A 14,587-nucleotide genomic window follows, 5' to 3' on the forward strand; every position below is an offset into this window, starting at 1 on the left:
GCGCCCAACTGATTTCGACATCAACAGACAAGTCTAACTGGGAGGAACATCATGAAAACCATCAAAGGGCCAGGCCTGTTTCTGGCACAGTTCGCGGGCGATGAGGCACCATTCAACAGCTGGGAAAGCATCACCAAACAGGCTGCTGACTGGGGCTACAAAGGCGTCGAAATTCCATCATGGGATGGGCGCATCTTTGACCTGACCAAGGCGGCGGAAAGCAAGGATTACTGTGACACGGTGGCGGGCCAGGCCCGTGAAAACGGTGTTGAGATCACCGATCTGTCGACGCATCTGCAAGGCCAACTGGTGGCGGTGCACCCCGCCTATGACACCGCATTTGACAACTTTGCAGCCCCAGAGGTGCGCGGCAATCCCAAGGCCCGTCAGGAATGGGCCGTGGATCAGGTGATGAAATCCATCACCGCCTCGCGCAACCTTGGGATTGATCGGACGGTCACGTTTTCGGGCGCTTTGTGCTGGCCCTATATGTACCCCTGGCCACAGCGCCCTGCGGGGCTGGTTGACGAAGCCTTTGATGAACTGGCCAACCGCTGGCGGCCGATCATGGAGCACGCTGAAGAACACGGCGTCGATGTCTGTTATGAAATTCATCCCGGTGAAGACCTGCATGATGGCGACACGTTTGAGATGTTTCTTGAGCGTCTGAACGGGCACGCGCGGTGCAATATGTTGTATGATCCGTCGCACTTTGTGCTGCAATGCCTTGATTACCTTGACAACATCGACATCTACAAGGACCGCATCCGCATGTTCCATGTCAAGGATGCAGAATTCAATCCAACGGGCCGCAAAGGTGTGTACGGCGGCTTTCAATCCTGGGAAAACCGCGCCGGGCGGTTCCGGTCACTGGGCGATGGTCAGGTTGATTTCGCCTCAATTTTCTCCAAAATGGCCACCAACAATTTTGATGGCTGGGCCGTGGTCGAATGGGAATGCGCGATCAAACATCCCGAAGATGGCGCAATCGAAGGCGCGGAATTTGTCAAGGATCACATCATCCGGGTGACTGAAAAGGCGTTTGACGACTTCACCCAAGACGGTGCAGATGCAGGGGCAAACCGTAAAATGCTGGGGCTGGGCTGATGGCGATCACTGGAAAATCCGATCAAAACACGGGCCGCATCCGGCTTGGCATGGTGGGCGGCGGGCGCGATGCCTTTATCGGCGGGGTACACCGCATCGCCAGCCGCATCGACGACCGTTTCGAATTGGTCGCGGGCGCATTCAGCTCGACCCCCGAAAAATCACGTGCCAGTGCCGCTGATCTGGGCATTGCGGATGATCGTGCCTACGGGGATTATATCGAGATGGCCAAACGTGAGGCCCGCCTGAAAAACGGGATCGACGCGGTGGCCATCGTCACGCCAAATCACCTGCATTACCCGGCGGCCCGCGAGTTTCTGAAACGCGGCATTCACGTGATCTGTGACAAACCACTGACCTCAACCCTTGCCGATGCCCGCAAGCTGGTGAAAGCGGCGGAAAAGTCTGAGGCGTTGTTCGTTCTGACGCATAATTACACCGGCTATCCCATGGCCCGTCAGGCCCGCGAGATGGTGGCGAATGGCGATCTGGGCAACATTCGCATGGTTCAGGCCGAATATGCTCAGGATTGGCTGACCGAAGACGAACAGAACAAACAAGCGCAGTGGCGCACGGACCCGGATCAGTCAGGGGCGGGTTGCATCGGCGACATTGGCGTACACGCCTATAACCTCGCCTGTTTTGTCTCAGGTCTGGATGTGACTGAACTGGCCGCTGATATGCACACATTTGTAGAGGGCCGCCGCGTTGATGACAATTGCCATGTCATGCTGCGTTGGAACGGGGGCGCAAAGGGCATGTTGTGGTCTTCGCAGGTCGCCCCCGGCAATGAAAATGCGCTCAAGTTACGGATTTACGGCTCCAAGGGTGGGCTTGAATGGGCCCAGGAAAACCCCAATCAACTTTGGCACACGCCGTTCGGTGCCCCCAGACGCCTGATCACGCGCGGTGGTGCCGGGTCGGACGGTGCGGCGGGCCGTGTAACCCGCGTGCCGCCGGGCCATCCCGAAGGGTATCTTGAAGGGTTCGCGAACATCTATACCGAGGCTGCAAATGCCATTACCGCACACCGGGAAGGCAATGATGTGCCGGCTGACGTACTCTTTCCAACGGTGCAGGACGGACTTAGGGGGGTAGCCTTTATCGACGCCTGCCAACGCTCAAGTGCGCGTAATGCGGCTTGGGTCAAGGTCGCGGACTAACCCCTGATCTGACAGCATAATTTTTGATTGGAAAAGGGGCCGGCATCCTTGGGGGGAGGTGAGGATGCCAGCCCTGATCATATCGGGTTCCTGAGAGGAATGACCGTTAATTTTTAGCACCCGGAACACTCTGGGAGGAGCGAGGACCCGGGGCCTGTCAGCGCAAGTCCGCGTTGGGTTGGACACTGAGTTTCGAGTGGGGCAGAACCTTCTTTTGTTTCTCGCCCCAGATTCAAATTTGCCCGATCAGCAGCCGATTAAATAGTGCGCATGTTGCGTGATATCGCGGCGTTCAACGCCGATGGCGTCAAGCTCACTGTCACTCATCGCGCGCAAAACGGACTCCATTCTGCTGACCTGCAGGACTTTTCCAAACCGGCCAACGCTTTTGCCGATCCTGATCGTCAAACCCGCGATGCTCTGCACAAGTGTGCTCGGCAATAATGCGGTCCGCCGGGCGGATCGGGGCAAGATGTTGACGGTGTCGGTCATGCGCTTGTAACCTTCATGCTTTCTTCGATAGCAAGGCGCCTGATGAACGACCGGGCAATTCCGATGTCGGCAAGGTCCCGGTCGGACAGCGCGCTCAACTCGGAATAGGTTTCACGGTATCTGGCGCGGCGTGCTTTCGCGACTTTGGCCCCAGTTATCAGGTCAGCAAAATACGCTTTTAGGCTGCCGGGGGTGGTCTTTGACCACATTCTGTTCTGGGAAGCTACCATTGACATGGTGTATTTCCTTTCTTGTTGCTGCGGCGCAGTATTTATGCCGCACTGCAGAGATAGCGCTAACAACATCAGCTTCCAACCCGCAAAAAATGCATAGGGGCTATGTCGTAACGGAAAGGCAGAAACGGAAATATCGCCCCACACTGCGGCGCAGCGATTGCCGGGTGCGTAGAGTGCCAACACAAGTCAATGGATTTGCGAAGTAGGAAGCGGGCGAATGCCATACAAACGGAACCCGAGTATTAATTATGACTCGGATAAAAGCGATAACATTACAATATGGCTTTGCTCAGCATCTGACAGCGCTCCAGCAACTGCGCGTTTTGACGTTCTTCGTTGAAATCGCGTTCAATCTTGCGTCGCGCCGCTGTCGCCAACACCATCGCTTTATCGGTATCAAGTGCAAGCGCCAAAATATTGTCACGCAATCCCTTTGCGTCATGCTCCTCTGTCAGCAATCCGGTTTCGCCATGGGTCACAAGCTCCGGTATGCCAGAATGGCGCGTAGTACATACCGGCGTGCCAAGTGCCATCGCCTCCATCAACGTGACGGGAATACCCTCTTTATCTCCGTCATGCGCGATGACGCTGGGCACAAGCAGCAAATCAGCACGTGATATCCGGTTGAGGGTATCTTCATGCGACAAAACCCCCAAGAAACGGATACGGTCCTGAAGCCCCGCTTGCTCCACCTGCTCCCGCAGTTCCGTTTCCAGCGGGCCGTCACCCCCGATATCATAACGCCAGTCGATTTCGGGATGGCTGTCGCGAAGCAATGCAAGCGCGTCGATGGCCACATTGATCCCCTTCTTTTCGACCAGCCTGCTGACACTCAAGAGAAGCAGCGATTTACCTGTCGCGGGCGGTGCAAAGTCATAGTGCTCGACCGGGATACCAAGGTGGTGCGTGTCGACCCTGTCTGCTGGTGCTCCGCAGTCGATCAGGTGCCTGGCGAAGGGCGCATTGACCGTCAGATGCAGATCCCCGTCGGCAAACAGATCACGGTACCGCGCCATTTTATTTCGCTGGTATTCCACGCTGACATCACGGCCATGGAAAACGGTCACCAAAAGCGGGCGGTTGGCCCATCCGCGTTGCGCCCGCGCCACCGCCGCACCGCGATAGCCGAAATGCGCAATGACCACTTCGCTGTCGATCTGCCGTCGCCAGGCCAAACGATCCAGCCGTGCGACCAGGCGGTCAAAAAGGGCGGTTGGCAACGTCCGCAGAATGGATGGTTTTTGCGGCGGCCAGACAACAATACGCACCCGGTCAAGCAGGTCGCGCGCGTCGGGTGACAGAGGGGTGTCTGGATCAAAGACCTTGCAGGCAACCGTCACTTCATATCCCATCCGCACGGCATAAAGGACTTGCGAGGTGACAAAAGTTTGCGAGATGGCCGGAAAGCTTGAGACGCTAAAACATATTTTCAAAAGCCGCCTCCGTGCTGACCTCGGACACAGGCATCACGCACGGCTGCGCACGTCCGGTTGTTGCACAGCTCTTTGAAGTACGGACATGAACGTCTCATGTTGCCGATGGAAATCAAGCTCGGGACGTTTAGCATAGGCAACTGCGCGTTCCGACAGCTCTTCATAGGCGGCATTGTCGGACCACAGCGTCCTGAGGGCTGCAACCCATTCTTCAATCGGCGCGTCATGGGCAAGAACGATGCCGCCCGGCCCGATCGCCTGTCCCAGCCCGCCCCGGTCAGAGCCAATCACCGGAATACCACTGCAATGCGCCTCTGAGGCGACGCGCCCCCAGGCTTCTTCCCATTGGCTCGGTGCCAGCAAAATTTTCGTGCGCCCATAGATCGTCGACATATCCGATGTACGGCGCATGAAGGTCACATTTGGCAAGGTGTCCAATTCAGCCATGACCTCTTTGAACAGGCCTTCCCACAGGGTCCAGGCCTCCACAAAAAGGAACGGAATGTCCGGACAGGCACGCGCCATGTCGCGCGCCACCGCATAGCCCTTTTTGGGATGAATATTGATAAGCGTCGCAAACTCTTTTGTGGTTTCGCACCTGTATTTATCGAAGTCGATTGTCGGCGTGATCACCGTACAATCAATGCCATAGGTCTTATGATAGGTTTGGGCCGTAAAATCGGAATTGGCGATAAAACGCGCGCCCGGAATTGTGCTGACATCCCCTTCGTTCTCTTCAAATTCGACATTGCGCAAATACAGCACGACCGGCACACCAAGTTTCGCAAACTTGTGCCCCAAACCAGCTGAGCCACGGGTCTGGATGACCACAACATCGGGTTGGAAGCGCTGTACCGCCGAAGCGATCCGCACTTCGTCAAGGGGTTCCCACGTGCGCATGACCTCATAGCCTTGAGTGCGGTCCACACTGAACAGCCGGCCCGTCATCTTGCGCTGCGCACGCATCCGAAAACCAAACATCCCACGACCGGAAAACCCGCAATAGACGGCGCAATCGTGACCCTGCGCAATGCTCTGGCGGATCAGGTGATCCGTGCTGTTCTGGGTGCCTCCGCTGGCTTCGGGCAACCAGCCATTTCCACCTGCAAAAAGAATACGCATGTTTAGACCCTTGGAAATTGGCGCAGTCTGACTGCGCGATGTGACGTGTTGGTGATGCTCAGATTGGTAAACAATTTCATTATCCGAGGGCCCCGCGGTCTCTGGTGTGCAACCCGTCCACGGTATCCCAGACGTCGCAGGCTTTCGCGAACAGAGCCACATCTGCCGCGTAAAATCGATTGATCTGGTCGATAGATGCCTGCGGCAGATCAGATCTCTGCGTGCGCTTACCCGTTGTCTTATTCGCATGCGCCAAAGCTTGCGGCCGTATTCCGGCTATTCTGACCAGACCTTCGGCCATCAAATGAAACGGGATCAGATGATCAACCATAACATCCTCTCCGTCACAGATGAAATCAGACTGCCTGCGGAAATGAAAATACCCCATGGTCGTGTTCCGAAATCTATTATTCGACGAAAACTTTTCAAGAAAGATCTCGATTGGTTTTTGTCCAATCATGCGCGCACCAAAACTGCGGTCCATCTCATTGCGACCACCTGAGTTCAAAAAATCATAGGCCGATAGAAACCGGTCCACCGGATCACGCAAGATTGCGAGTTTGGGAAGCGCTGCCCACGCCATCGGGCAGTTGTCCCTGATCTCCTGCCAGGTCCGATGGCGCACGCGGTAATCAAAAAGCGCATCCTCAACTGAGGTACCAGCGTTCTTTGGTATGTGGATCAGAATAAGACCGCGTTTCATGTAAACATCGTCAAGCGCCGGATCGGCCTTGGGGTGTGACGCCTCAATCATTCTGGCGGGCGCAAATTGCCAGCCAAGCATGGTTTTGATGTCTCTCAAACGGCCCATTCGCATGCCTCCACCTCGGGATTTCCGCAGCAGGCATGCGTGCGCGGGCGCGCGGCTCTGTATTTTGCGTAACGGATCATATGACGCTCTTTGTTGTGCGTTGGCGGATTTTTCTAACTGCCTTAATGAGGAGCATCTTCACATCTATTAGGATTTCGCGGCCAAACGGGCTCAGCGTCAGACAGCCCGCAAAAACGGCATAACAAAGCAGGACTCCACCCAGTAGTTTCAGCAAAGCTGGGTCGGGCAGACTGTCCCGCAGGAACAGAATGGACGCGTAGGCAACAAGCCCTGCACAAAAAACGGGCAGGATGCGTTTGCGGATGCTGCCCTGCCTGATTGGTCCTTTTCTGGTAACAAGAAGCCAAAGCGGAACGAGCTTCACTATCGTGACCGCTGCATAGGCCATCGCAAGCTCCAGAACGCCGAACTGCACGCCCCAGCCAAAGGCCGCGCAGGTGACCACCGCAGAAGCGAGGCCCCACCAGGCCATTTCGGTTGTGCGTCCTTGGCTGACAAAAAGCCAACCCGTCGGGTTCGCCAGAGGTTGTGCCAGACCTGCAATCCCAAGTGCCGCGAAAATCGGTGCGCTGTCCGCCCATTGTGCGCCCAACAGAAAAGGAACAGCGGTGTCTGCCAGTCCGGTCATCGCGGCAACACCCGGCAGGATTGCAAGCTGCATCAGCCCGAAGACGCGGAAAAAAGCATGGGCGTACCGATGCGGTTCGTCCTGCATCCGCGACAGGACCGGCACCATCACCTGCGACAGCGGTTGTGCCACACGATTCAGCGGAAAAAGCAGCAGTTTATAGGCGCGGTCGTAAAACCCCAGTGCCGAGCTGCCCCAGACCCGGCCAATCAGAACATTGTCGAGATTTCGTGAAAAGAAATTCGCCAGCTTGAAACCTGTAACGCCTGCGCCGAAGCCGACCAGATCGGCGGTGCCGGGTGCCATTGCGGGGCGTGACGGCACCCACGGCACCCAGACCCAGACCATCGCCGTGCCAATTACGCCGCCCGCAACGGTACCCGCAACAAGGGCCCAAGGCGTCGGCGATACCAGTGCCCACAGGATTGACACCGAAAGCGTACAAATGGCCACAACGCTTGCATTTATCGCGATCCGTCCAAAAACCATCTGGCGGTTAAGAAGCGCAAAATGCTGTGCGCCCAGCGCTGTGATGGTCATGTTCAGGGCCATGATACGGATAAGCCAAGTCAAATCCGGCTCGTCATAGAACCGCGCAATCAGGGGTGCCATCATGATCAGAAGGACCGTCAAGGCGAGGCTAAGACCGATGTTGATCCAGAACAACGCGTTAAGTTGTCCGTAGGTCAGCGTTTTTTTCTGTATGACAGCCTGCAGCAGGCCCATTTCCTTGAACATCGACAGAAACGCGATGACCGGCCCAATCATCGCGATCAGACCAAAATCGGTTGCCGTCAACAGCCGCGACAGGATGATGACCGATCCGATCTGACAGCCAACCATCACCCCCTGACTAATGGCGGTAAACAGGCTGCCCCGCACAACGGTGCTGCCATAGCTCTCGTGGGCGACGGTTTCGACGATCTCTTGGGGTTCGCGCTGGTTCATGCGTTCTCTGCGTTGTTCCGGCCTTGTGCCGATGGAAGGACATGAACACAACGCACAGCTGTACGCCCGCCCTTTGCACACGCAGCATCTTTTTCAGCAATTTCCCGCCAACGTGGCATCCACCAAACGAACAGCTGAGACAAAATTGCACAGCGAAAGTCCGCCAGCGAATCCACGCAAAGCAGATCGAGGGTATAGTTTTGCAGCATTATATTGCAACCTACGGTTATATCAACCTGATGGAGGGATTCTTGCTCATTCTATGGACAAAATCGGCTGACTTACGCACTCCCAAAGCTCAAGATTTGGCATTGGCCGACACACAATTCTGGCTACGAAAGAATGGTTTGGTCAATGAAGACATACAATGAAGAAATAGTCAGTTCGATTGTCAGGCGCAAAGCAGGCTTGCGGCATCGATGATGCGTATCCTTTATCTGGCGCACGATCTTGATGACCCTGCCATCTGGCGCCGAGTTGAAATGCTGCGGCTCGGCGGGGCTGAGGTCACACTTGCCGGTTTCCGGCGCGGGTCCGGTGCCCTGCCCGAACCTGCGCAGGTGTTGGGACAGACCCACAATGCCAGAATGGGGCAGCGCGTCCTGGCGATCCTGCGACAACGACTAAGGCTGCATGCGACCTTCGCGGATCTGCCGCGTCCTGATGTCATCCTTTGCCGGAACCTTGAGATGCTTGCACTGGCCGTGCCGCTGCACCGCCGCCTGCAAAACAACACACGAATTTCGCTGGTCTATGAGGTCCTTGATATACACCGGCTGTTGATCGGGCAGACGTGGAAAGCCCGCAGCCTGCGCTGGATCGAGCGTCGCCTGTGTGAGCGGATTGATCATCTCATCGTGTCTTCCCCTGCTTTTCTGCGGGCGTATTTCGAAGCGTATGGGCAATGCACTGCCTCCGCTCTGCTTGTTGAAAACAAGGTATTGCTGACAAGCGCGTCAAGTGCCGAGACAGGACACAAGCCAAGCGACTTCGCGCCATCGAGGCCGTTGCGCATTGGCTGGTTCGGTATTCTAAGATGCCCCTTTTCGCTCGATTGCCTTGACCGGCTGACACGTGCGCGCCCGGGCCGATACCGGATCACGCTGCGCGGCCGACCAGCGCTCGACGCGTTGCCAGACTTCCACACGATCATCGACGCCAATCCCGATATGTCATTTGGGGGGGCCTATACCTATCCCAACGATCTGGCCGGGATGTACGGTGAGGTCGATCTTGCCTGGCTCGTTGATCAATACGACACTGGCAGCAATTCCAACTGGCTTTTGCCAAATCGGCTGTACGAAAGCGGGATGAACCAGGTGCCCCCGATCGCGCTTGACGGCACTGAAATCGCAACACGTCTGCGCGAACTTGGGATTGGACTCATACTTGAGAAAGCAAACGTGGCGACCGTTCTAGATGCGCTGGACGTGATTGATCCCCTTGCCATAAATCGCCTGCGGCAGGCTCAGATCGCCATTGCGCCACAGACTTGGGTGGTCAGCAAACAGGACGCACAGGCGCTGGTCAACCGCATCGCACCGAACAGACAGCAGCACCATCATCAACTGGATCAAAACGGCATTCTGATTGTGGTGCCAACGCTGAACGAGGCGGCCCATATCGGGCAGGTTATTACTGGCCTTGCCCCCTTTCTGGCGCGGAGGCAGAAAGACGCAGCACCAACGCGCATGGTGGTGGTAGACGGTGGTTCGAGCGACGGCACACCCGATATCGTCAAAGAACGGATCAGCGCGCTCTCGCAATTTGATATCTTGCTGCTGAACAACCCGGCTCGCCTTCAAAGTGCGGGCATCAACCTTGCCGTCACCACCTTTGGCGCCGGCTTTGAATGGCTGGTTCGTATGGATGCCCATTCAGACTATCCCAAAGATTACGTGGATGTTTTGCTCACAGAAGCCGGTCGAACAGGCGCAGGAAGTGTCGTTGTTGCAATGACCGCGGTCGGATCAACACCGATGCAGCGCGCCATCGCTCTGACGCAGAATTCGCGTCTGGGCAACGGCGGATCGGCCCATCGCTCTGGAACGGCAGGAAGGTTCGTTGACCATGGCCATCACGCGCTGATGCGCCTGGATGCCTTCCGATCCGTGGGGGGCTATGACAGCAGTTTTTCACATAACGAAGATGCGGAGCTTGACCTGCGGTTGGCACGGGCCGGTTGCCGGATCTGGCTGACATCCGAAACCCATCTTGACTATGTCCCGCGCAAAACCATCGCCGCCCTAGTCCGGCAGTATTTCCAGTTTGGTCGCGGACGGGCCCGGACAACCCTAAAACACCGCATCATGCCACGGCTGCGCCAAATCGTGATGATCTCAGTTGCGCCGCTGGCGGGACTGGTTGCCCTGACACCGGTGTCACCGGTCTTTGGTATCCCTGCCGCAATCTGGCTGACGGCCTGCCTGATTGCCGCAGTAAGGCTCAGTCTGACGCGGGGCGATCCGCTTGCGCTGAGCGCCGCACCAATTGCTGCCGCGATGCATCTTGCCTGGTCTGCCGGATTCTGGCGGCAACTATTTGTGAAACCAAATGCCTCCACACCGGTTGCCTTATCGCCTTCCACGCAGAGGCCAGTCACCGACTTTACCGAACACGTGGCGGTCGGGGTTTGTACATATCAGCGCCCTGCCCTGATCGACACGCTGCGCAGCCTTGAAAATCAGGTGCTTCCCGACGGCCTGCGCCTGTCGATCATCGTGGTTGATAATGACACAACGCCCAGTGCGCGCGACATCGTGGACAAGTTCGCCGCGCAGTCGCGCCATAAGGTTGTCTATCGCCATGCGCCTGCCGCGAATATTTCGATTGCACGAAACGCCGCGTTGAAAGAGGCAAACCGCCAGAAACTGCCAATTTTTGCGTACATGGATGACGACGAGCTTGCGCCCGCCAATTGGCTAAACTTGCTTGTCACGCGACTGGCGCAGGGAGATGCGGATGTTGTGGTGGGACCTGTCCGCGCGATCTATCCCCCCGGCACGCCGGGATGGATGCAACGTCTGCGCATTCACGATACGATCCCTGAACTCGGGCGGAATGGCCGACCCATCGCCGGACACAGCTGCAACGTCATCATGGATCTGGCCAGCGCCCCTCTCAAAGGACGCAGGTTCGATTTGGACCGCGGCGTCTCGGGTGGTGAAGATACTGCGTTTTTCAAAGAGGCCGTTGCGGACGGGGCCTTATTGGCATTTGCGCCAAACGCATGGCTTAATGAGCCGGTTACGCAGTCTCGTGCCCGTTTTTCCTGGCTGCTCAAGCGGCGGTTCAGAATGGGTCAGACCCACGGCAGCCTCTTGCGCTGGCAAAACGGTTCGTGTGGGCGATTGGTGCGCCTGCCTATCGCATGCGCCAAGGTTGTTTATTGCGCCTTATTTGCCCTACTCGCATCGCCATTTCCCGCGCTGCGCAATGCAAATCTGCTGCGCGGGGCCCTTCATCTTGGCACAATCGCGTCGCTGATCGGCTTTCGGCACGTGATTATCTACGGTCAGGGTGCCGGCACTGCAGATCACGCGACATCCGCATAAGGCCCATTTGATGCCACATCAAAAACATTCGAAAAACGTATTATCTATGTAGTGCCTTAGAATAGATAAAGAATTCACCGTATCCCGCGCATCTTCACCGCAATATGGACTGTGCTGTCAGCAATTCAGACCCAATTGTGATCAAATTTCAATGGTCGCTGCCAGTATCTCCGCTATAAACGTTGGAATATGCGGGGGTATTACGACCTCGCTAAAGGAACTGAGGAAGCAATGCGATTTCCGTTTTTTGTTATTGGTTTTATTATTGCTGTTGTGGCGTCGGTGGTCTTTGGCCTCGCAGCCGGTTTTGATACGGGCAAGCTGTTGGTCTTTGTCTTGGGTGTCGTGATCGTCGTGCAACTGGCCTATGTGGCTCTTGTTGCGATACTTGCCTTTCATCGAAAACGATCAACTCAACGTCGCAAAGGGATCAAACCCAAGCCGCACTCGACCAAGGTATCACCTGAAAACGACGTCTGAACCCCCGAACAATCGCAACCGTGCAGTTGCGCCAGTCCAATCAGGATTAGCTGTAGGTCCGCTGGGCGCAGGACGCGCAATTTCAGCGCCGCGCAGGCGGGAGCACGCCCATGCTTGGTCCGACCCACGCTGCAGCCTTGGTCAATTCGACGCCATCCTCTAGCCTTACCCAGAACACGGATGCGGGGTCCTTTGCCCGCTTCACAATCGGGACACCTATGACCCCAAGCGTCACAGTCATCATTGTAGCGTATAACGCGCAGGACACTCTTGCGCGGGCCATTCGGTCTGCGCTGTCGGAGCCTGAAACGGCTGAGGTCATTGTTGTGGATGATGCGTCGCGCGATAAGACGTCCGCTGTCGCCAAAGATGAGGGGCAGCGCGACCCGCGCGTGCGGGTGATCCAGTTCGATAAAAATCAGGGGCCCGGCGCGGCGCGCAATCGCGCCATCGAGGCCGCGAGTTCTGACTTTGTGGCGGTTCTGGATTCCGATGATTTGTTCCTTCCGGGGCGTCTTGGGCGATTGCTTTGCGCCGACAGGGGCGAAATGGTTGCAGATAACATCGCCTTTGTTGCGCCTGAAAACCTCAACGAGGTCCTGCATCAGAAATGGTCAGCAAATCGGCCAACCTTTGCGCCGCTCAGTGCGACAGAATTTGTGCTTGGAAATTTGCGCAAAACTGGGGTCGCCCGCGGCGAGTTGGGGTTTATGAAACCCATCATGTCCCGCGCGTTTCTGAATCACCATAATCTGCACTATGACCCGTCGCTGCGTCTTGGTGAGGATTATGACCTCTATGTCAGAATGCTGCTTGCGGGTGCGCGGCTGACCCTCACGCGCAGTCCGGGATATGCCGCAGTCGTGCGCCAGACGTCGCTCAGCGCGCAACACGGGGCACAGGAATTGGCACATCTGTCTGCCAAGCTCAACTCACATCTTGAAATGGGGACCCACCCCCCCGACCTGGCCCGAGCCATGCAGGCGCATCTGGACGAGGTGCGCCGAAAGCGCGATCATCGGATGTTTCTGGACCTACGCCGCGCGCAAGGGTCCTTGGCCGCAATCAGGTATCTCTTTGCGGACCGCGACCGGCTTTGGCCAATTGCGCATCAGATTGCGCGTGACAAACTCAAACTCAGCGCGATGGCAGGTGAGGCAGCACCGAAACAAGGGATCAGGCTGCTTTTGCCCATGGACCACGCTTGATCAGTGCCTGTCCGGCAAGACCTCTAGTGTGACATCCGGGGGCACGATTGCATCGCGGGCTGCGCTTGCATCCAGCAAAAGATGTGCCGTGTGCCAGCCCGGCACATACCCCAGACTGTCCAATCCATCCGGGCCTTCTGCAACGATGCTGAGCGGCGACTGGCTCGCCAACTTGGCAAGCCGGGAAGCCAGTGCGCGGTGTGAAGTGCCACTTTCGAGACCTACCGGGATCAAAATAGCATCCAGCGGGGCATCGATCAGGGCCATCCGGTCCGGTGACGCCAGCACTACGGTGCGTGCCAGAGGCAATGGGCGATGGTTCGCTTTGGATCTTCTGCGGCTCAGCCGATCGGCAAGACTTGCCGCCAGATCGAACAACAGGAATGGATGACGCGTGATCTGCAGCGCCGCCTTCAATGCTTTGCGTGACTTTATAGCTTTTACCAAATGCTGATAGCGCAACGCCCGTACAAGATGCGTGCGGCGATACGCAAGAGCGTCTGTCAAATCAGTATCATCGGCGCGTTTGACGCGCTCACGCTTTGCCATTTCGTCATGCGCGTTAATGAGGCTTTCGACCGTGGGCACCGATAACCGATGTGAAATTGATCCGGAATGTCGCCGGTAAAGGTAGGTCGGATCGGTCAGCATCAGAAAGTTTGCACCGCTGAAAAGAAGACGGGCGTAAAGGTCAAAGTCCTCTCCGATCCGAAGCGTTTCGTCATAGCGCAGCCGCCCCAGAACATCGCTACTTATCATTGGCTTGAGGTATCCGAAGGAGCCCTCCCCGGCCCCCACGGTATCACTGTAGATCAAATCAGCAGAGGTGATGCGCATCGGCTTCTCAGCCCGCACATTCTTCAGCAGGGTCTGGCCTGCTGCGGTAACGGATCCAAAACTTACCAGATCATCCGCAATCATATCGACGCCCGCCATCTGAGCGGCGGCTAGCAAACGCTCAATCCGCCGGGGATGAATGAGATCGTCCGCATCTACTATCGCAATCCATTCCCCTTGCGCAGCATTCAGCGCGGCATTTCGGGCTCTTGCAGGACCTGCGTTGGCATCAAGCGCGATCAGGATCAGCCTGGGATCGGACGCCGCCAACCGCTGCAGAATTTCCAGACTTTGATCCTCAGATGCATCGTCCACAACGATCAGTTCGAGCCGTTGGTGTGACTGCCCCAAGACCGAGGAAACGGCGGCCTCAAGAAAGGCTGAGCCATTGAAATTCGACATGATGACAGACACCAGCGGCGGGCTTTGAATGCGCTCCGGGTGTGGCGGTGGCGCGGTCCTTGCGCCACTGAGGAGGGTTTCCATGTTACCGTGCATTCAAGTGCCTCGCGGCGTTTACAAATACTGCACGGACGTGCGGTGCAGG

13 protein-coding genes and 1 tRNA gene are annotated in these 14,587 nt (G+C 56.8%); 6 read left to right on the forward strand and 8 right to left on the reverse strand.

Going from position 1 to position 14,587, the window contains the following annotated elements:
- Positions 1-51 precede the first annotated feature (51 nt).
- Entirely contained in the window at positions 52-1,107 is a 1,056-nt protein-coding gene (locus ACEWL3_RS09010) for a sugar phosphate isomerase/epimerase family protein (protein ID WP_386180977.1), read from the forward strand.
- A complete protein-coding gene (locus tag ACEWL3_RS09015; RefSeq protein WP_386180974.1) occupies positions 1,107-2,270 on the forward strand; it encodes a Gfo/Idh/MocA family protein in 1,164 nt (387 codons plus the stop codon). Before ACEWL3_RS09010 ends, ACEWL3_RS09015 begins: the two co-directional genes overlap by 1 nt.
- 246 nt (positions 2,271-2,516) lie before the next feature.
- On the opposite strand, the gene ACEWL3_RS09020 is transcribed toward ACEWL3_RS09015, so the two are convergent.
- The 5 genes from ACEWL3_RS09020 to ACEWL3_RS09040 all read right to left on the reverse strand — a co-directional run bounded on the left by ACEWL3_RS09020 (position 2,517) and on the right by ACEWL3_RS09040 (position 5,252).
- A complete protein-coding gene (locus tag ACEWL3_RS09020) occupies positions 2,517-2,762 on the reverse strand; it encodes a hypothetical protein (RefSeq protein WP_386180971.1) in 246 nt (81 codons plus the stop codon).
- On the reverse strand, positions 2,759-2,998 hold the full coding sequence (locus tag ACEWL3_RS09025) for a DUF1127 domain-containing protein (RefSeq protein ID WP_386180969.1): 240 nt from the start codon (positions 2,996-2,998) through the stop codon (positions 2,759-2,761). Before ACEWL3_RS09025 ends, ACEWL3_RS09020 begins: the two co-directional genes overlap by 4 nt.
- 272 nt (positions 2,999-3,270) lie before the next feature.
- Complete coding sequence (locus tag ACEWL3_RS09030; protein ID WP_386180966.1) at positions 3,271-4,431, reverse strand: glycosyltransferase; 1,161 nt, start codon at positions 4,429-4,431, stop codon at positions 3,271-3,273.
- Between the two features lie 33 nt (positions 4,432-4,464).
- The gene (locus ACEWL3_RS09035; RefSeq protein WP_386180963.1) at positions 4,465-5,064 is read right to left on the reverse strand and encodes a glycosyltransferase; all 600 of its coding nucleotides are present in this window, start codon (positions 5,062-5,064) and stop codon (positions 4,465-4,467) included.
- Between the two features lie 60 nt (positions 5,065-5,124).
- A tRNA-Arg gene (locus ACEWL3_RS09040) sits at positions 5,125-5,252 on the reverse strand.
- A gap of 91 nt (positions 5,253-5,343) precedes the next feature.
- Between ACEWL3_RS09040 and ACEWL3_RS09045 the strand changes: the two genes are divergently transcribed.
- The gene (locus ACEWL3_RS09045) at positions 5,344-5,559 is read left to right on the forward strand and encodes a hypothetical protein (protein ID WP_386180960.1); all 216 of its coding nucleotides are present in this window, start codon (positions 5,344-5,346) and stop codon (positions 5,557-5,559) included.
- A 73-nt stretch (positions 5,560-5,632) separates the two neighbouring features.
- Here the strand turns inward: ACEWL3_RS09045 and ACEWL3_RS09050 are convergent, their stop codons facing one another.
- A complete protein-coding gene (locus tag ACEWL3_RS09050; RefSeq protein WP_386180958.1) occupies positions 5,633-6,364 on the reverse strand; it encodes a sulfotransferase family 2 domain-containing protein in 732 nt (243 codons plus the stop codon).
- Positions 6,365-6,440: 76 nt separating this feature from the next.
- Positions 6,441-7,961: a lipopolysaccharide biosynthesis protein gene (locus ACEWL3_RS09055; RefSeq protein ID WP_386180955.1), complete on the reverse strand. Its 1,521-nt coding sequence runs from the start codon at positions 7,959-7,961 to the stop codon at positions 6,441-6,443.
- Positions 7,962-8,380: 419 nt separating this feature from the next.
- Here ACEWL3_RS09055 and ACEWL3_RS09060 point away from each other — a divergent pair, with 419 nt between their 5' ends.
- The 3 genes from ACEWL3_RS09060 to ACEWL3_RS09070 all read left to right on the forward strand — a co-directional run bounded on the left by ACEWL3_RS09060 (position 8,381) and on the right by ACEWL3_RS09070 (position 13,203).
- Positions 8,381-11,515, forward strand: coding sequence for a glycosyltransferase (locus tag ACEWL3_RS09060; protein ID WP_386180952.1), 3,135 nt, complete (start codon positions 8,381-8,383; stop codon positions 11,513-11,515).
- A 231-nt stretch (positions 11,516-11,746) separates the two neighbouring features.
- Entirely contained in the window at positions 11,747-11,995 is a 249-nt protein-coding gene (locus tag ACEWL3_RS09065; RefSeq protein WP_386180949.1) for a hypothetical protein, read from the forward strand.
- A 110-nt stretch (positions 11,996-12,105) separates the two neighbouring features.
- Positions 12,106-13,203: a glycosyltransferase family 2 protein gene (locus ACEWL3_RS09070; protein ID WP_386180946.1), complete on the forward strand. Its 1,098-nt coding sequence runs from the start codon at positions 12,106-12,108 to the stop codon at positions 13,201-13,203.
- Here ACEWL3_RS09070 and ACEWL3_RS09075 read toward each other — a convergent pair whose 3' ends face one another.
- Complete coding sequence (locus ACEWL3_RS09075; RefSeq protein WP_386180944.1) at positions 13,204-14,526, reverse strand: glycosyltransferase family 2 protein; 1,323 nt, start codon at positions 14,524-14,526, stop codon at positions 13,204-13,206. It lies immediately after the preceding gene.
- Positions 14,527-14,587 lie beyond the last annotated feature (61 nt).

The sequence above is a fragment of the Sulfitobacter sediminivivens genome (genome assembly GCF_042611115.2).
GTDB lineage: Bacteria > Pseudomonadota > Alphaproteobacteria > Rhodobacterales > Rhodobacteraceae > Sulfitobacter > Sulfitobacter sediminivivens.